The organism is Nocardia sp. NPDC004718 (assembly GCF_053601535.1).
The window spans coordinates 1-17355 of record NZ_JBSGCA010000087.1 but is presented as its reverse complement, the minus strand read 5'-3'; the positions used below and the strand labels follow the sequence as shown (position 1 = coordinate 17355).

Annotated in this window: 14 protein-coding genes; 8 read left to right on the top strand and 6 right to left on the bottom strand. The window is 67.3% G+C overall.

Annotation, left to right across the window (positions count from 1 at the left end; translation table 11 throughout):
* Positions 1-91: 91 nt before the first annotated feature.
* The gene (locus tag ACWEH3_RS34210) at positions 92-550 is read right to left on the bottom strand and encodes a hypothetical protein (protein WP_450025917.1); all 459 of its coding nucleotides are present in this window, start codon (positions 548-550) and stop codon (positions 92-94) included.
* Positions 551-858: 308 nt separating this feature from the next.
* Here ACWEH3_RS34210 and qcrB point away from each other — a divergent pair, with 308 nt between their 5' ends.
* From qcrB to ACWEH3_RS34190, 4 genes are all read left to right on the top strand, one after another.
* A complete protein-coding gene (gene qcrB / locus ACWEH3_RS34205) occupies positions 859-2466 on the top strand; it encodes a cytochrome bc1 complex cytochrome b subunit (protein ID WP_450025919.1) in 1608 nt (535 codons plus the stop codon).
* A complete protein-coding gene (locus ACWEH3_RS34200; protein WP_450025915.1) occupies positions 2463-2693 on the top strand; it encodes a hypothetical protein in 231 nt (76 codons plus the stop codon). Before qcrB ends, ACWEH3_RS34200 begins: the two co-directional genes overlap by 4 nt.
* Before the next feature lie 252 nt (positions 2694-2945).
* Positions 2946-3923 carry an NADP-dependent oxidoreductase gene (locus ACWEH3_RS34195; RefSeq protein WP_450025913.1) on the top strand — a complete coding sequence of 326 codons (978 nt, stop codon included), beginning with the start codon at positions 2946-2948 and terminating at the stop codon, positions 3921-3923.
* Entirely contained in the window at positions 3920-4564 is a 645-nt protein-coding gene (locus ACWEH3_RS34190) for a TetR/AcrR family transcriptional regulator (protein ID WP_450025911.1), read from the top strand. Before ACWEH3_RS34195 ends, ACWEH3_RS34190 begins: the two co-directional genes overlap by 4 nt.
* Positions 4565-4625: 61 nt before the next feature.
* On the opposite strand, the gene ACWEH3_RS34185 is transcribed toward ACWEH3_RS34190, so the two are convergent.
* Positions 4626-5675: an FAD-dependent oxidoreductase gene (locus tag ACWEH3_RS34185; RefSeq protein ID WP_450025909.1), complete on the bottom strand. Its 1050-nt coding sequence runs from the start codon at positions 5673-5675 to the stop codon at positions 4626-4628.
* A 239-nt stretch (positions 5676-5914) separates the two neighbouring features.
* Positions 5915-6493, bottom strand: a complete 579-nt coding sequence (locus tag ACWEH3_RS34180; RefSeq protein WP_450025907.1) for a hemerythrin domain-containing protein — start codon at positions 6491-6493, stop codon at positions 5915-5917.
* 301 nt (positions 6494-6794) lie between these two features.
* Here ACWEH3_RS34180 and ACWEH3_RS34175 point away from each other — a divergent pair, with 301 nt between their 5' ends.
* On the top strand, positions 6795-7466 hold the full coding sequence (locus tag ACWEH3_RS34175) for a serine protease (RefSeq protein ID WP_450025905.1): 672 nt from the start codon (positions 6795-6797) through the stop codon (positions 7464-7466).
* Between the two features lie 159 nt (positions 7467-7625).
* Here ACWEH3_RS34175 and ACWEH3_RS34170 read toward each other — a convergent pair whose 3' ends face one another.
* Together ACWEH3_RS34170 and ACWEH3_RS34165 are read right to left on the bottom strand one after the other, a co-directional pair.
* The gene (locus ACWEH3_RS34170; protein ID WP_450025903.1) at positions 7626-8069 is read right to left on the bottom strand and encodes a nuclear transport factor 2 family protein; all 444 of its coding nucleotides are present in this window, start codon (positions 8067-8069) and stop codon (positions 7626-7628) included.
* Between the two features lie 298 nt (positions 8070-8367).
* Positions 8368-9309: an NAD-dependent epimerase/dehydratase family protein gene (locus tag ACWEH3_RS34165; protein WP_450025901.1), complete on the bottom strand. Its 942-nt coding sequence runs from the start codon at positions 9307-9309 to the stop codon at positions 8368-8370.
* 149 nt (positions 9310-9458) lie between these two features.
* Here ACWEH3_RS34165 and ACWEH3_RS34160 point away from each other — a divergent pair, with 149 nt between their 5' ends.
* Together ACWEH3_RS34160 and ACWEH3_RS34155 are read left to right on the top strand one after the other, a co-directional pair.
* Positions 9459-10148: a TetR/AcrR family transcriptional regulator gene (locus ACWEH3_RS34160; protein WP_450025899.1), complete on the top strand. Its 690-nt coding sequence runs from the start codon at positions 9459-9461 to the stop codon at positions 10146-10148.
* 196 nt (positions 10149-10344) lie between these two features.
* Positions 10345-12009 (top strand): sulfatase-like hydrolase/transferase, encoded by a 1665-nt coding sequence (locus tag ACWEH3_RS34155; RefSeq protein WP_450025897.1) that lies wholly within the window; start codon positions 10345-10347, stop codon positions 12007-12009.
* A gap of 3 nt (positions 12010-12012) precedes the next feature.
* Here ACWEH3_RS34155 and car read toward each other — a convergent pair whose 3' ends face one another.
* Positions 12013-15486 carry a carboxylic acid reductase gene (gene car, locus ACWEH3_RS34150; RefSeq protein WP_452358477.1) on the bottom strand — a complete coding sequence of 1158 codons (3474 nt, stop codon included), beginning with the start codon at positions 15484-15486 and terminating at the stop codon, positions 12013-12015.
* Between the two features lie 255 nt (positions 15487-15741).
* Here car and ACWEH3_RS34145 point away from each other — a divergent pair, with 255 nt between their 5' ends.
* On the top strand, positions 15742-17190 hold the full coding sequence (locus ACWEH3_RS34145) for an MFS transporter (RefSeq protein ID WP_452358476.1): 1449 nt from the start codon (positions 15742-15744) through the stop codon (positions 17188-17190).
* Positions 17191-17355 lie beyond the last annotated feature (165 nt).

Sequence of the window (17355 nt, the reverse complement as noted above, 5' to 3'; positions counted from 1 at the left end):
GGCTCCACTTCCACAATCACCACCGAGCCCACTCCGCCATCGGCGGTCGCCCACCGGTCACCCGACTGACCAACCTCCCCGGACATCACAGCTAGCCGACCGGTGCGCACGGTCGGGTCGCCGCGCCCTTGCGCGTCCAGACAGCGCATCCGTCCAAGGTGCGCCGGTCCTGCCAGTCGGCCACCGCGCCCTTCGGCATCGCGAGTTCGAGGGTGGCGCGCTGCTCGCGCAGCACATCGGCGACCCATTGCACCGACTGCCGCATGACGGCCAGCGGGACTCCCGACGCGACGCTGACCAGTCGCGCGTATTCGTCGGGTCCGTGGCCGCCGATCTCGGCCTCGGTGAACACCTCGGCCGCCCGTTCCAGCACCGCGAATCGCTCGGCGGCGGGCAGCTTCATGGCCGTCAGCGCCCGGCGCACATACAGCGGCGGCACCTGGGATATCTCCCCGATCTCGATGCCCGACAAGGTCGTCAGCTGCTTGCGGTCGCGGGCGCGATAGCTGCCCTGCGGACCGAGGGCGTCGATGTGCACGAACTCGCCCATCAGTACACCCCCTCGATGACCTCGGCGCCGCCGAAGGAGGTCATCGGCGCGACATCGGCGACCGAGCAGCCGGAACCGTGCTTCGGCGGCTCGACCTTCACGGCCAGGTCCCGTTCCGGATTGTTGGGCAGCAGAGTGTATTTCGTGAGGTGGGCATCACGACCTGACCGCGCTCGCCGTAGCCTACGTCGCCCCCGGCCTACGGGGATCCATTGGTGATGTCCATCACATCGTGTCAGAAATCGGCGGCCCGAAATGTCTTATGGGCAGCCGCCGATGACCGGGAGGTCCCGCCAGTTATGAGCACCATGTCACGGGGAGCAGATGCCCTGAATGAACGTTACCGCGCTTCCGCCTTCGTCAAGCGCTCGATCAACAAGGTATTCCCGACCCACTGGTCGTTCCTGCTCGGCGAGATCGCCCTGTACAGCTTCATCATCCTGCTGCCGTCAGGGGTGTACCTCACGTTGTTCTTCGATCCCTCTATGAGCGAGGTGGTATACGACGGCGCGTACCAGCCCATGCGGGGATTGACCATGTCCCGGGCCTACGAGTCGACGCTGAATCTCAGTTTCGAGGTCCGCGGCGGGCTGTTCGTGCGGCAGGTACACCATTGGACCGCGTTGCTTTTCGTGGCGTCGATGATCGTGCATATGTGCCGGATATTCTTCACCGGCGCGTTCCGCCGCCCACGCGAGATCACCTGGGTGATCGGCTCACTACTACTGATCCTCGCCCTGTTCGAAGGCTTCTTCGGCTATTCGCTGCCTGACGATCTGCTGTCGGGTACCGGCATGCGCGCGGCCTTCTCGGGTTTCACGATTTCCATCCCTGTGGTGGGCACCTGGTTGCACTGGATGATCTTCGCGGGCGATTTCCCCGGCGACATCATCATCTCCCGTCTGTACATCACGCACGTGCTGCTGTTCCCGGCGATCATGTTGGCGCTGGTCGTCGCACACATCGGAATCGTCTGGTACCAGAAGCACACTCAGTTCCCCGGACCGGCCCGGAACGAGAACAACGTCGTCGGCACACGTATCGTGCCGGTGTTCTCCCTCGATCAGGGCGCCTTCTTCATGTTCACCCTCGCGACAGTGTCGTTCATGGGTGGCCTTTTCCAGATCAATCCGGTCTGGAACCTGGGTCCTTACAACCCGTCGCAGGTATCGGCGGGTTCGCAGCCCGACTGCTACCTGATGTGGACCGACGGCATGGCACGCCTCATGCCGCCTTGGGAACTGTACATCGGCAACTACACCGTGCCGGCAGCTTTCTGGGTCGCGCTGGCGATGGGATTGGTGCTCTTGGCGCTGATGGTGTACCCGTGGATCGAGAAGCGTCTTTCGAGGGACACCGCGCATCACAATCTGCTGCAGCGGCCGCGAGACGTGCCGGTGCGCACAGCAATCGGCGCCATGGCCCTCGCGTTCTACGTGGTGCTGACGCTGGCGTGTGTCAACGACATCATCGCACTGAACTTCGACATCTCGCTCAACGCGACGACCTGGTTCTTCCGCATCGCGGTGCTGCTGTGCCCGCCTACGGCCTATTTCCTTACCTACCGAATGTGCCTGGGTCTGCAACGCAGCGATCGCGCGGTACTCACCCATGGCATCGAGACCGGCGTGATCAAACGCTTACCGCACGGCGAATACATCGAGATGCACCAGCCGTTGGGCCCAGTCGACGAGCACGGCCACCCGGTTCCGCTCGAATATCAAGGCGCCCCGGTTCCGAAAAAGATGAACAAACTGGGGTTGGCGGGCAAGCCCGCGCCGGGCTCGTTCCTGCGCCCGGATCCGGCGCCCGAAGCGGAGCACCTGGTGATGACCGAGCACACCGAAGAACGCAGGCAACTTGCCGTTCTCCGGGAATACCAGCAGCGCCGCGACAACGAAAGGCACGACCGATGAGACGGAGGCGCGCCGGGCACGCCGAAGACTACGACCTGCTGGTCCCCGCGGCCACCGTCGCCAGCGAGCACGCGGGTAACGTCGTGAAAGACACCTTGCGCGCCAACGGGATCCGTTGCACTGTGGGGCGGACCGACCGACGCGGCCGACTCCACCGCCTGCTCATTCTCGTCTTCCCCGAGGACGCCGCGCGGGCCTACGAGGTGATCTGCGCCCACACGAGCTAGCCTGAATCTTGAAGATGCCACCCGAAGTGGTCGCCAGTGTGTTCGAAGCCGATTCTGTGGACATCGCTCGTGCGGTCAGTTCGTGGAGCGGTGGCGCTGGGAGCGCCGCGAGCAGCACTCCTGTCGGTGGATTCGGACGTACCTATCGCCAACAAGACTGACCTGTCTCTATTTTAACGAGACAGATCAGTCTCTTACGGCGCGACGGATGGAGTCCTTCATGGCTACGGAGTCAGACTTGCGGGCGGGCGCATGATCATCGGAGCCGCGGAGGAGACGCCCGTCACGATGCTCGCCGCCCATCACGTCGAATTCGGCGCGCCGCTCGCCGTGGGCGAACTGCCCCGGCCGGTTCCGCTTCCTGGGGAGGTGCGGATCAAGGTCGCGGCGACGAGCGTCAACCCCATCGACATGCACACCGGTCGCGGGAACGGCTACGTGCAGTCGATGACACTTCCGCTCATCCCGGGCTGGGACGTCGCGGGAACCGTCGATGCGGTCGGGTACGGCGTGGCGAGGCACCGAGTCGGCGACCCGGTCTTCGGCTTGGCCCGGTTCCCCCATCCGGCCGGGGCTTACGCCGAGTACGTGACGGCGCCCGCACACCACGTGGTGCGCGCTCCGGCAGGCCTAGCCATGGTCGAGGCGGCCGCGCTGCCATTGTGCGGACTGACCGCCTGGCAGATGCTCCGAGCGGCGAAAGTGGAGAGGGGCAAGCGTGTCCTGATCGACGGCGCCTCCGGCGGTGTCGGACATCTCGCCGTGCAGATCGCTCGCGCGCTCGATGCGGAAGTGGTCGCGCTCGCTCGGCCCGAGCACCACTCGCTGGTCACCTCATGGGGCGCCCACGACTGCATGGACTACCGGGACGCCGCGGCGGTCGCTGCCATCGGCACGGCCGACGCCTTGTGCGATGTCGTAGGCGGCGATCTGGCCCTGCGGCTGTTCGACCGGATCGCCCCGGGCGGGTGCGCTGCGCTCGCCTTGGGCTGGGCAGTCCCGGACTACCGGGCTGAAGCGAACGCGCGAGGCATCGACGCGGTGTCCTGCCTGGTCGATCCGGATCCCGAAGGACTGAGAGCCTTATCCGGACTCGCGGAAGCCGGTTCCTTGCGCGTGCACATCGGAGCGACCTTCACGCTCGCGGAGGCGAATCGGGCACAGCAATGGGTGACCAGCCGATCCGGCATCGGCAAGGCCGTCATCGTGATGCCGGACTCAGCGGAATGACCACCCAGCGAACCGGGACGCCGGCAACCCCGTCCCAGCAACAGGGCACCGCCGGTTCACGCACCCGCCGGCTACGTGGAGCGGCGCTTCGAGAAGCTCTGCTCGACATCGCCTGTCAACTCTTCTACGACAACGGCGTGCATGCCGTCGGTGTGGATGAGGTCGTGCGCCGCGCCTGCATCGCCAAAGCCAGCCTCTACCGGTGGTTCCCCACCAAAGACGCGCTCATCCTCGCGGTTCTCGACCGAATCGACCAGCAACTGTGGGCACGGTGGGACGAAGTGGCGGATCAATTCGCCGACGATGCCGAGGCAGAGCTGCGGGCCCAGATCACATGGATGACCGACATGGCGGCATCACCTGGATACCGAGGCTGCGCCTTCGTCAACACGGCGGCCGAATTCTCCGAGAGCCATGACGAGATCCGTGGCCGCTGCCTCCAGCACGAGCGGGAATTGGGCATGCGCCTTCGCAGGCTAGGTCGACGCCTTGCCGTGCCCGACCCCGATTCCTTCGCCGACCAGCTCCAATTGGGGATCGTCGGCACATTCACCACCTCGGGCCTGTTCTCCGGCGCAGGCCCCGGGCGGCGACTCCCGGCGCTCCTCGACGCGATCGTGGCGGCGAATCTGGGTCGCTGAGCGCAGCGCCACTGCGGGCAAGGCTGCTGAGCGACCGCATTGAGGCGGACCGAATGCCGGATTATCGCCGTCGGGCCCGCTGGGCTGCCTCGCGATCGGTGATGATCTGCTTGCGGCGCTGCGTCATCGCTTCGGCGGGTGAGCCGGCGCCGACGATCGCATCGAATACCGCGTGTGCGTCCTCGAGCGCGTCACGTGCGCCGACTCCGGCGGCCGGAGTGATGGCGTGGTCGGCGTCACCGATCAGGAGCGCCGAATCCTGCGGCGCACGAGCTCCGTCCAGGGGAACGTTGCGGGCGTTGCTGACGTGTACCAGTTCCGTGTGCGACAGGAAATCCGACACCAGCGCCTCAATGGAAGGCGTTGCGGCCGAGATTGTTTCAGCCCATTCACCGAGCGGCCGCATCCCGATATCGTCGCGGGTACCGGGAAGGGGTTCGCGCGGGATCCGCACGAACCACAGAGCCGCCGGATCCTCTGGGCGCCAGATGTGCCCGAAAGTACTGCCTGCACTGCCGTCTTCGGCGATCTCGGCGAAGAAGTGCAGGACTGCGGGTGCGGTGGCCGGCGGGGAATCCAATGGCGTGCCGGTCATCCCGTACAGCACGACGTCACCGGCGTAGACCGGGATGCGGCCGGGTTCCAGGCCGGCGCGGACGACGGAGTCGATACCGTCGGCGCCGACCACCGGTCCCTCGGCGGCGACGACGTCCGCGCCGCGCCGGATCTCGTGGCCGTCGTCACCCGAGGTCACCTCGGTGATCGGCGCGCCGTAGCGCAGCTTCGCGCCGGAGCCCGCGACGAACTCCGACAACACACCCATGAGGTTGCGGCGCAACCAGAAACGATGACCGCGACTGGGCATTTCGCTGCGCCGACCGCGACTGTCCGCATAGTCGAGCCCCGCCAGCGGATACGAAACCTCGTGCAGCGCCGAACGATCGACGCCCATTGCCTCCATCGCGTCGTGGCCGCGGCCATCGATGAACAGAAACGCCCCGGCTCCGGGACCGGGGCGCTGCTGCTCGTAGACCGTTACCTGATGACCTTTCCGCGCGAGACCACCGGCCAGGCAACTGCCCGCGATCCCACCACCGATAACACTCACCATGTAACTGCGACCTCCTAGCATTGTCGTGCCGACGGCCACCCGCTGGGAGGGGCACTCATCCAGATTGCCACGCTCGGCCGAACCTTCGCCGAGGACTGATCGACTGAGCGCGGACGGCGCCTCCGCAGAGCACGTCCCACCCGGCAGAGCGGGTCGCCCGATCCAAAAGCTCCTCGAGGCAACCGAATCCGAGTGAGGTACGGGTCGAGACATGCGCTCCCCCTCCGCATCGGCGGTGCTCAGCTCGGTGGAATTCGCTTCAGGCTGCCGACACTGAGCGATCCGCTCGCCCCGGTGCGCAGAGTCGCCTCCGCCGCGCGGACGTAGCCGAGAGGGTCTTTGTCTACGGGCTCGACGCCGGCGTAATTGCTCGCTTCGTAGGCGGCGAAGGCGACGGCAAGTCGGTGGCGGCGTGCCAACCCGGCCAGGCGGCGGAAGTCGGTGAGCCCCTCACGTTCTTCCTCGGCCATATGGTCGCTGTTGGCCAGGTTCGCCGCAGCTACGGCCGCGTACCAATTGTCGGTGCCGACCTGGTGTCGCGCTACTTCGGCGACCGCGTCCCTGATCTCGTTGTGATCGTGAATCGCGTCGAGTGTCTCGTCCTCCGTCCCGCTCGCGCGCCGGGCCGCGATCCCCACCTGGAGCAGCTCCGGATAGAAGATCTCCTCCTCGGCCTGCGCGTGCAGCTCGAGGAAGGCCGCCAGTCTGTCCCAGATCGCGGACAGCGCAGCGGTTTCCCCGCGATCGATCTGCTCCAGGATCGCGAACAGCCGCCGCTGCTCGTGATGGTCATCGAGAATCAGCTCGGTAATGTCCACATTTCCTCCCTGACGCCGCGTTTCGAGTAAGCACCCGACTCGACGACCGACCGCCGCGCGGGCAGCCGGAACATCCCTGGGAACCTCACGACAACCTACTACCGAGCCGCGGCCCGACGCTCATATTCCGCCGCATAACCTGCATGAATACCCGATCGCGATCGTCAACGGCAGAGCGCATCGCCGTGCAGCGGCTGATCGAACGTCGAGGCGACGGCTTTGCGACCGATGCTCTGTTTCCACCTGGCAGGTGTGGGTAGCTCGGTGGTGGTGAGGTTCGCTCGGCTCGGTGGGAGGAACGGTGACTCGTTCGCTGATGAAGGTGATTTCCGCGGCGGCTCTGGCGTGCGGCCCGGTTTCCGTCGGAGCCGGGGCGGCGGCCGGTGTACCGCAGTTGCCGCCGCCGCCGATGGGCGGTGGATCGGGGATCGTGATCGATGACCGGGCCGAGTGCACGCTCACCGCCATCGGCTACGACGCGGCCGGCAGGCTGGTCGGTTTGACGGCGGGGCATTGCGGCGAGCCCGGGGCGCAGGTGGCGTCGGTGACCTATCCCAGCTACGGGGTGCTGGGGCGGTTCGTCTACGCCGATCACGAACTGGACTACGCGATCATTCAATTCGATGGCGCACGGGTAGCTCCCGCGCGAGACGTCGGTGGTTTTTCCATCGACGGCCTCGGCGCTCCCGCGCGATTCCCCGACGTCGTGTGCAAGAAGGGCCGCACGACCGGCCGAACCTGCGGTGTCGCCTGGGGCGACATGATGGGCCGCGGCAGCGACACCTGGACCCAAATGTGTGTGCTCAAGGGCGATTCCGGCGCACCGGTGGTGATCGGTACGACCCTGGTCGGCATGGTCAACGCCTACTGGGGCATGGGGTGTCTCGGGCCCGAGGTGGGAACCGACATCAACGCCATCCTCGCCGACATCGACTCCCGCGACGACGTCGGCGCCGGATTCCGTCCCATCTGATCCCAGCGGGGTGACCAGCCAGCCGGTCGAGCGAACTTCGGCACCGCAGTAGCGACCCGAATTCAGATGCGGTGTGCGCGTGCTCTGCATTCGGGTCGGACGTCGAACCGAACCGATCACGACGGCTACCGCCGACGCCCGGTGAATCGAGGGGATCGGTCAACCGGCCGACGGGCGCTCCGCAATCGAGGGCCCTTCGGTCAAAGCGGACAGGACCGCCGAAGTGTCGTGATAGTAGGGTCGGAATTCGGTGATCAGGCCGTCTCGGAAGGTGATCCATTGCAGCAGTGAGGTTTCCAGTATCCGTCCGGTGCGCCGCGCACGTAGGCGACCCCGGCTGTAGACCACGACACTGGCCTCGTCGTCGAGGAGATGCTGCTCGTCGAACCACAAGCCGTCCCAGCTCTCTCGCATCGCGGCGAGGAATCTCCGGAATCCGTCGTGTCCATGCCAATCGCCGCCATAGGGCAGGCTCGACGCCTGGCGCATGACCACATCCGGCGCCAGATGTCGAGCCATCTCCTCGAACCCGGACCCGTCGGTGAGATACGCCGCCTCCGACGCGTAGAAGGCCCTCAGGGTGCTCATCACATCAGCTGTCATGCGCACGATCCTCGTCACCGCCACCCCGCCCGCGCTGGCGAGAATCAGCCATCGTGATAGACCCGGGGGTCGGTTGTGTTACCCCTCCCCCACTGTCTCCCGTCATAGGAGTGACGGCCCAGGCAGCTCGGTCGAAATCATCCTGTGGTCGCACGAGGTCGCTGCCCGACAGCCGATAGAGGCGGGACCGGGCGCGGCGCCCGGTCCGCTCATGACTCTTCGAACCCGAGCGAGCGCCTGGCCTTCGTCCGCCACGACCTGTTCGCGGTCCCCTTCCACGAATGTCGTCCGCCGGACGTCAGTCGATGGATGCGGACGCCTCGTCGCGAAGGGCGGCGATCGTGGCGCGCAGTGAGTCCGCGGTGGGCGTCGGCTCGATGCCGAAGGCCGCGGTCGCGGCCGAGGAGTCGATCACGAACGGACGATCGAACTGATACCGCAGTTCGCGCATCTCGCGGGCGTTGGGATCGAAGAGCCCTCCGACCCAGAGCACCGTGGCGGGCATCCGGCTCACCCGCGCGGGCGGCGCGTCCGCGACCGTCGCCGCGAGCCCGGCGAGTTCGCGAAGGGACAACGGCGGCGCGGTGGGCGTGTGCCATGCGCGGCCCCAAGCGTTTTCGTCGTGGGCGACCGCGACGAGAGTACGTGCGGTGTCGGTGACGTCGGTCCAGCTGTGCGCGGCGTCCGGATCGGCGGGGAACAGCACCCGGCGGCCGGCGAGCACGGCGGGCAGCGCCGCGACGGTGAACGCCGATGTCGCTCCGGCACCGAGGTAGTCCGATCCGCGCACTTCGGCGGTACGGACGCGGCCTGCTTCGTGCGCCGCCAGCGCCTCGGTCCAGAGCTCCGCGCGCACGCGCCCTTTCACGCTGTTGGGACGCAGCGGGTGCTGTTCGCTGATCGGACCGTCGACCTGACCGTAGCCGTACAGGTTTCCGACGCTCAGCAGCGCGGCGCCGGTAGCCTCCGCCGCCTGCAACACGGCGGCGGCCAGCGGCGGAAAGTCGCTAGCCCAGCGGTGATACGGAGGCTGCGCGCACTGGAAGATCACCTCCGCATCCGCGCAATGCCCGATCAATGCCGCCGAGTCGGTGGCGTCGGCGGCGACGCGCTCGATGAGCGGATGATCCGGGCCGACGCCGCGCCGGGTGATCACGCGTACCTGGGCGCCGCGTGCGGCGAGCAATGCGGCGGTGGTCGCGCCCACCGGGCCGGCTCCGATGACTACGTGCAGAACCATGACAATCCATCCTGTCGGGCGTTCCGTTTCGAGAACAGTGTTCTCCATGCGGCTTTACCGTAAGACAGAACAATGCACGAAGTCAAGAGCACTGTTCACTGAACCAACATATGTTCTGTTATCGGTCGATTGTTCTCTACACTGGGGAGATGTCCGCCCGATCCCTACGCGCCCGCGTCCGCTCCGAGATGACCGAGGAGATCAAAGAGGTCGCGCGCAGACGGTTGGCCGTGGACGGCGCGAACCTGTCCTTACGCGGGGTCGCACGGGATATGGACATCGTTCCGTCCGCGCTCTACCGCTACTTCCCGAGCCGGGACGACCTGCTGACCGCCTTGATTCTCGACGCCTACCGCGCCGTGGCCGCCGAAGCCGAAGCCGCCGACGCGAAGGTCCCTTCCGCCGATCTACGCGGCCGGTGGCTCGCGGTGTGCTCGGCGGCGCGGGACTGGGCACTGGCCCATCCGGCCGAATACGGACTGCTCTACGGCAGTCCGGTGCCCGGATACTCCGCACCCGAGGACACCGTGGCCCCCGCCACGGCCGTGGTCTTCCGGCTGGTCGCCATCGCGCAGGCGGGGGCGGGAAAACTGACGCCGCCACCGCTTCCGGCCGCGCTGCCCGTGCCCGTCCGCACCGACCTGCGCCGACTCATCGAGCAGAAGCCGCCCGCCGACATGCCCGAAGACGTGCTCGACCGCGTCTTCATCGGCTGGACCCAGCTGTTCGGCCTGATCAGCTTCGAGATCTTCGGCCGCCTGAACGGAACCATTGACGCCCGCGACGAATACTTCGGTCACCACATGAACGTGATGGCCGACCTGGTCGGCCTGCCGTAACCCGGCCTCCGGCAGTCTCCTCGCCGCCTTCTTCGCAGCCCGCCCTCGATCCGGTCCGACCAGCCCATCTGTACGACGGCATGGCGGCGTGTCCGCACCGGCGTGCGGGTAGCGCACGCCGGGCGGCGCTACGGTACAAGGCACCGAGATTCTCCGCGTTCCATTCGACCGAACATGACTCATTCGTGGAGGAACAGTGCCGAACTCGTTCACTCGCAGGGGATTTCTGTCCAGTGCGGCCACTTCGGCCACGGCCGCGGCCGCCGTCACGACCGGAGCCGCGCCGGGCAAGGCCCGAGCGGACACCGACCCGGACAAGCCGAACATCCTGGTGATCATCGTGGACGAGATGCGGACACCCGTGTGGTTTCCCGACCAGCAGACGCTGGACGCCGTGCTGCCGAACATCGCCCGGATCCGCCGGGGCAGCGTGTCGTTCGAGAATCACTACACGGCGGCCAACGACTGCACGCCCGCCCGTGGTTGCCTGCTGACCGGCCTCTACGCGCAGCAGACCGGGGTCATGGTCGTGTCGGAGTCGACGTTGTCGCCGCTGTTTCCGACGTGGGGGTCCATGCTGCGCGACCACGGTTACGACACCACCTACTGGGGCAAGTGGCATCTCGGCAGCTACCCGGATCGCACACCGGGCGCGCTGGAAGCCTACGGATTCCACGGCGGCACCTATCCCTCACCGAACGGCGCGCCGGGTCAAGGGCTGCAAATGGATCCGAAGATCGTCGACCAATTCGTCGACTGGTTCCACAACGATTCCGGCCATGCGCCCTGGTGCACGACGGTGTCGCTGGTCAACCCGCACGACATCCAATGGTGGCCGCGCTGGACCCGTCGCGACCAGTTCAACGCCGACATCCCGCGCTGGATGAACGAGCTGCCGCCCAATTTCGAATCACTCGAACAACTTTCGCGCAAACCGCGCCTGCAGATGGCGCTGGTGGAGGTCTCGGCGGTGGCGTTCGGAGCGGCGCCCTACGGAACGCCGGAAGCCATGCAGGCCTGGATCGAGATGCGCAATCTGTATCTGTGGGCGCAGCAGCAGGTCGATATCCAGATCGGCCGCGTGCTGGACACCTTGCAGTCGCGTCCGGACGTCGCCGCCAACACCGTCGTCGTCTTCACCTCCGACCACGGTGATTACGCGGGCTCGCACGGCCTGCACGGCAAAGGCGGCGCCGCCTACGACGAGGCGCTGCGCGTCCCGCTCTACGTCCACGATCCGCGCGGCTGGTTGAGCCCGGTGACCGGGACGAGCACCAGGGACCAGCTCACTTCCAGTGTCGATTTCACTCCCCTGCTGCTCACCATCGGCACCGGCGGCGACGAATGGCGCGGCGACGGACGCTACGAACATCTGAGCGGGCGTCTCGACATCGCCGCGCTGTGCCGCAACCCGGAAGCCGCGGGCAGGCCGTGGGTCGCCCATACCACCGATGAGGCTTCGATCGAGGAAGCCGCGATGCTGTTCGATCAGGACGCCCCGGGCCACGTCGCGATGGTGCGTACCCCGGACGCGAAATTCGCCTCCTATTCCCATTGGGTGCACGGCCGGATCCAGATCGACCCGGCGGCCGCACAGGAATTCGAGCTCTACGACTACAGCACCGACGGCGGCAGGCTCGAACTCGACAACCAAGCCGCCACCGGGAACCCGTTGCGCGGCGAGATGGAGTCGCTGCTGGACAACGTCATTCGCTCCGAGATCCAGCAACCGCTGCCGCCGTATCTGCGGGCCGCACAGGACGAAGGCATCGGCGACTACCTCTCGGCGCAGACGAACGTGTTGGTCCAAGCCGAACGCATCGGCAACGCGTTGCTCGATCTCGTGCCGAAGCCGTCCTAGCTCCTATAGCAAGCCCCGCACGCCCAGGTCGGTGACGTATTTCTCGATCAGCTCCCGGGAGATCTGCGGAATATCTTGATCGGCGCCGATTTTCGCGGATCGGATGGCGGCACGGAATTTCTCCGCGGGCAATGCCGAGCCACGAACGGCCGGGGCCGGTCGTCGATAGGCGTGCAACAACGGCAGCACGGAGGCCTGGCGCTGACCTTCCGGTAACGCCCGCAGGGAGGTCTCGAATCGGGTGACCCACTCGTCGTAATCGGCGATCCGCTCGATGCGATGGCCCGCGTCGATCAGCCAGTCGACGAACTCGTCGAGCGAGCGGCCGTCGTCGTGCGGGTTGAGCACGTCGAAACTGTGGAACCCCGTCCCCGCCGTCGCGCCGAGAATGGTGATCGCCTCGGCGGTGAAATCGGCGGGCAGGCCGTCGTAGTGGGCGCGCGAGCGTCGGCCGTTCGCGTCGGTGCGGTAGAAGGAGAACGGCGCGATTCCCGTGACGAGCAGGCTCAGCAGCAGCCGGGTGAAGATGTCGGGCACGTTGAGCTGACCGGCGTAACGCCGGTCGGCGAGGATCATGTCCGACCGGAACACCGCCACCGGCAGCCCGCACAGGTCATTGGCCTCGCGCAGCAGCACTTCGCCTGCCCACTTGCTGTTGCCGTAGCCGTTGGCGTAACTGTCGTCCACCGCGCGCACCGCGCTGAGCTCGCGGATGTCGCCGTCCTCGGCGAAGACGGCCGGGTCGATCTGCGTGGCCACGGCGACCGTGGACAGATAGGTGAACGGCTTGAGCCGCGTGGTCAGGGCGAGACGGATCAACTCGGCGGTGCCGACCACGTTGGGACCGAACAGTTGCCGATACGGCAGCACGTGGTTGACCAGTGCGGCGGGATGCACGATCACGTCGACCTGTTCGGCCAGCCGTTGCCAGGTCCGATCGTCGAGCCCCAGGTTCGGATCACCGATGTCGCCGGGGATCACCTCCAGATGCGCGGCGGCCAGATCCTGGAACTCCTGGACCAGGCCGGGATCTCCGGTGTCGAAGGCGCTGTCGAGTCGCTTGCGCGCCGCGGCGGCGTCGGAACCCCGGACCAGACAGACCAGCGTGCCTCCGGTGTCGTGCATCCGCCGCAGCCATTCCAGGCACAGGAAACGGCCGAGGTAGCCGTTCGCGCCGGTCAGCAGCACCGTGCGCACCGTTGCGGAGGGGCGCGCCAGATTCGGCGCCTCGGCGAGGGTGCGGGCGTCGAGGAACTTGTCGAGGGTCAGATCGGCGGCGCGCACCTGCGACCCGGCGCCGTGCACCGAGGCGTAGGTGGCGCCCCGCGTCCCCGAGGCGCGTTCGGCCGAGATGTAAGCCGCCACCTCGCGCAGACCGTTGGCCGGGCTGATCACGACCGACACCGGCACCTCGACCTCGAAGATCTCGTGCAGCAGGTTCGACAGCGACAGCGCCGAGAGCGAATCGCCGCCGAGGTCGCCGAAGTGCGCGTCGGGGCGCAGATCGGCGTCCGCGCAGCCCAGTACGGCCTTCGCCGCGCGGCTCACGGTCTCCAGCACGGGCAGGTGCTCCGCGGTGCGGCGCAGGTCGAGCAGTTCGTTCGCCTGCCCGGCGGCCTGCTCGGCGTAGAGTGCCTGCAAGCGCGGCTCGTAGTGCTCTTTGAGCTTGGGCCGCAACAGCTTTCCGATGCCGCTCAGCAACCCGTTGGCGGTGGTGAACGGTTCCGGTTCGATCAGGAACTCGCGCGGGATCTCGTAGGACTGCAGCTCGGCGTCCTTGGCCAGCTGTCGCAGCGAGTCGCTCAGCGCCGTCCTCGTCTTCTCGGGATCGCCCCAGGCCAGCACGTCCTCGGTGGGCACGATCACGGCGAGCAGATAGGCGCGTTCGCTGCTGCCGTACACGAAGATCTGCCGGATCAGCGGACTGGTCGCATAGACCGACTCCAGGCGCGAGACCGCGACGAATTCGCCCTGGGAGAGTTTCAGCACGTTGTTGCGCCGATCGACGTAGACCAGGTGATCCGGGCCGAGTTCGGCGACGATGTCACCGGTTTTGTAGAAGCCGTCGGAGTCGAAGACCTCGGCCGTGACCTCGGGCCGCTTGTAGTACCCGGAGATCAGGGTGCTGCTCTTCAACAGCAGCTCGCCGCGCGGATGCGGCTTGTCGGTCCGGAAGTAGCCCAGCTCGGGGACGTCGACGAGTTTGTAGTCCAGTACCGGCGGCCGCTGCACTCGTTCATCGATGACGACCACGCCGCCCGCCTCGGTGGATCCGTAGCCGTCGTGCAACTCCAGATCGAGGACCGACTCGACGAACGATTTCATCTCCGCCGACACCGGAGCGCTTCCGCAGATCGCCATGACCAGTCGTCCGCCCAGGAAGTGTTCGCGCAGTTCGATTTTCACCTCCGCTTCCAGCGCGACGCGGTCCACACCGGGTCCGTAGCGCCGGTCCACCTCGCTCTGGTAGCGCTGGAAGACCATGTCGCACACGCGCGGAACGAAGAACAGCTCGGTCGGCCGGGCCAGCGCGATGTCGTCGAACAGCGTCGACATATCGCTCTTGGCCGCGAAGTACGCGGTGCCGCCGCGCGCCAGCACGCCGGTCAGCGACCCGCGACCGGCCACATGGCTCATCGGCATGTAGTTGAAGTTGATCGCGGCGACGTCGGGCCGGTTCACCCATCCCCTGGCGACCAGCCGCTGGCTGTACATCGCGCCTTTCGGGGTTCCGGTACTGCCCGAGGTGTAGATCAGCAGCGCCAGCGGGTCCTCGCCGGGCTCGGCGACGAACAGCGGCGCCGGCGGCAGCGTCCGGCCTCGCGCCAGCACCTCGTCGAGCGATTCGACGCGCACCGCGCTGCCCGCGTCGGCCAGCCGCGCGCGGGCCGCGTCGAACGCCGCCCGCTGGTCGTCGTCTTCCGGGTGGTAGTCGAAGACGACCAGCCGTTGTGGCCCGGACTCCGACAGCGCGCACGTCACCGCGGCGTCGAGCAGTTCCGGTGTCGCCGCAAGCACCCGCGGCTCGGTCTCCGCCACGATCGCGGTGAGCTGGGCGACCGGGGCGCTGGATTGCATGGGCACCGCGACCAGGCCGAGGTGGATGCAGGCCAGGTCGAGCGTGGTGTAGTCGCTGCTGGTGAAGCCAAGGATGCCCACGAAGTCGCCCGCCCGCAGCGGTGTGTCCGCGTCACCGTGCCATGCGGCGGCGACCGCTCGCACGCGCTCCCACAGCTCGCCGTAGGTGATGGTGTCGAACCGCGGCAGCAGCGTCGCCGTGGTGCGTCCGGTCTCGTCGGTGCGCAGCTCGGTCGCGCGCTCGGCGACGGCGGGCCGGTCGGCGTAGCCGACCATCACCGTCTCGACGATCTGAGCGAGCCCCGCTCCGGGGTCGCGAATCTTCTCGGCGACGTCCGCACGCGGTGTGGCGTTGCGGATGTCGTCGTATTCGGCATACAGCCGGGTGATGCGGCGCATGAGCCGCTCCCCGCGTGTTTCGGGTGCCACGACGACCTCCTTCGGTCCTTGAACGCGCCTACATAAACACGTTAGCTCGACTAAGTACTTTGGTCAGGTAATAGCCGACGCATACGTCTGTGACACTGGACACGGTGCCGGGAATGTCTTGAAACTACTCGGTATTGCGTTGTGCCGCACACTCAGCCTGGTGCTGCCGGTACCAGTGTTATCGGGCTCCTGTTACCGGTGCCCGGCGCACCGCATGCTCGGTGCATGACACAGACCATATCGCCGGGGCCCGCGGCGGCGGCGACGCCCGCGGCGGCCGCGGCCGCACCGGCCGTGCTGGGAGCGCGGCGTTCGCTTGCCCTCCTCGCCGTCATTCTCACCGGGCAGTTCATGGCGGTGCTCGATGCCTCCATCGTCAACGTCGCCATTCCCTCCATCCGCAATTCCCTGCACACCAGCGGCGCGGCGCTGCAGCTGATCGTCGCCGGGTACGTCATCGCCTACGCCGTCCTGCTGGTCACCGGGGCGCGCCTCGGCGACCGATTCACCCAGCGCCGCGCGTTCATCGCCGGACTGGCGCTGTTCACCCTCTCCTCGCTGGCCTGCGGTCTGGCCTGGAACGAGGCATCGCTGATCGTCTTCCGATTCGCCCAGGGCGTCGGCGCGGCGGCCATGGTGCCGCAGATCATGACGCTCATCCAGCGCACCTTCACCGGCGATGCCCGCGCGCGGGCGCTGAGCGTCTACTCGGCCATCATCTCCGGCGGCATGGTCGCCGGACAGGTCCTCGGCGGGCTGATCGTCAACGCCGATCTCTTCGGCAGCAGCTGGCGCGGCGTGTTCCTGGTGAACGTGCCGATCGGTCTCGTATTGCTCGCGGCGGCGCCGCGCATCCTGCCGTCCTCGGTCCAGCGGCTCGAGCGCAAGCTCGATCTGCCGGGTCTGGCCACGCTCACCGCGTCGGTGCTGCTGCTGGTGTTGCCGCTCGTCCTGGGGCGGGAGCTGGATTGGCCGTTGTGGTCGTGGATCGCCCTCACCGCCAGCGTGCTCGGCTTCGCCTCGTTCGTGGCGATCGAGCGGGTCGTCGCCACCCGTGGTGGCGAGCCCCTGTTCGCGCGGGCGGTGCTCACCGCGTCCGGCCTCGTGCCCGCGGCGGTCGCGCTGTTCGTGACCATGGCGACCTTCGGCGGCTGGATGTTCGTCATGGCGATCCACCTGCAGAGCACGCTGGGCTACAGCGCGCTGCACGCGGGTCTGCTGTTCGTCCCCCTCGGCGTGACCTTCGCCGTCGCCAGCCTGAACTGGGAACGCGTCCCGGCCCGGTTCCATCCGGCGATGATCCCGCTCGGCCTGGTCGTCGGGGCGGTGAGCATGGTCGCCCTCGGCGTGCTGCTACGTGACGGCGGCGAGGTCGGACCGCTCGCGCTGACCCTGCTCGGCCTGTGCGGCGCGGGCAACGGTATCGCCTTCAGTCCGCTCATGACCCGCACGCTGGCCAAAGTCCCGATGAGCCTGGCGGCCGACGCGAGCGGCATCCTGGTGACCAACGTGCAACTCGGCGTGGTGGTCGGGATCGCCGGTTTCGGGTCGCTGTTCCTCGGCCTCGCGGGCAGCACGGTACGCAGTGCGGCGCACGCGCTCGGCGGCACCGCGATCGCCGAGGGCCTCACGGTCCTGCTGGCGGCCGCTTTCGCGGCTCGTGCGGCACGGTAGCCGACCGTCCGTTCGACAACCTTCGAATCATCGCGACGCAAACCATCGCGATCGGCCGCCCCTTGCGCGCATGCTCGCAAGGGGTGCGCCGCCGGTGGCCCGAGTCTGGTCGAAGAATCCGCCCGCCCACTCCAATCTCAGCGGCACATGGGCCATTTTCGCCAC

Bases quoted from the DNA above. Each gene is read 5' to 3' on its own strand.
- car (WP_452358477.1), bottom strand. From the start codon at position 15,486: ATGCGCCGCATCACCCGGCTGTATGCCGAATACGACGACATCCGCAAC.
- ACWEH3_RS34200 (WP_450025915.1), top strand. From the start codon at position 2,463: ATGAGACGGAGGCGCGCCGGGCACGCCGAAGACTACGACCTGCTGGTC.
- ACWEH3_RS34190 (WP_450025911.1), top strand. From the start codon at position 3,920: ATGACCACCCAGCGAACCGGGACGCCGGCAACCCCGTCCCAGCAACAG.
- ACWEH3_RS34170 (WP_450025903.1), bottom strand. From the start codon at position 8,069: ATGACAGCTGATGTGATGAGCACCCTGAGGGCCTTCTACGCGTCGGAG.
- ACWEH3_RS34145 (WP_452358476.1), top strand. From the start codon at position 15,742: ATGACACAGACCATATCGCCGGGGCCCGCGGCGGCGGCGACGCCCGCG.
- ACWEH3_RS34195 (WP_450025913.1), top strand. From the start codon at position 2,946: ATGATCATCGGAGCCGCGGAGGAGACGCCCGTCACGATGCTCGCCGCC.
- ACWEH3_RS34165 (WP_450025901.1), bottom strand. From the start codon at position 9,309: ATGGTTCTGCACGTAGTCATCGGAGCCGGCCCGGTGGGCGCGACCACC.
- ACWEH3_RS34185 (WP_450025909.1), bottom strand. From the start codon at position 5,675: ATGGTGAGTGTTATCGGTGGTGGGATCGCGGGCAGTTGCCTGGCCGGT.
- qcrB (WP_450025919.1), top strand. From the start codon at position 859: ATGTCACGGGGAGCAGATGCCCTGAATGAACGTTACCGCGCTTCCGCC.
- ACWEH3_RS34210 (WP_450025917.1), bottom strand. From the start codon at position 550: ATGGGCGAGTTCGTGCACATCGACGCCCTCGGTCCGCAGGGCAGCTAT.
- ACWEH3_RS34160 (WP_450025899.1), top strand. From the start codon at position 9,459: ATGTCCGCCCGATCCCTACGCGCCCGCGTCCGCTCCGAGATGACCGAG.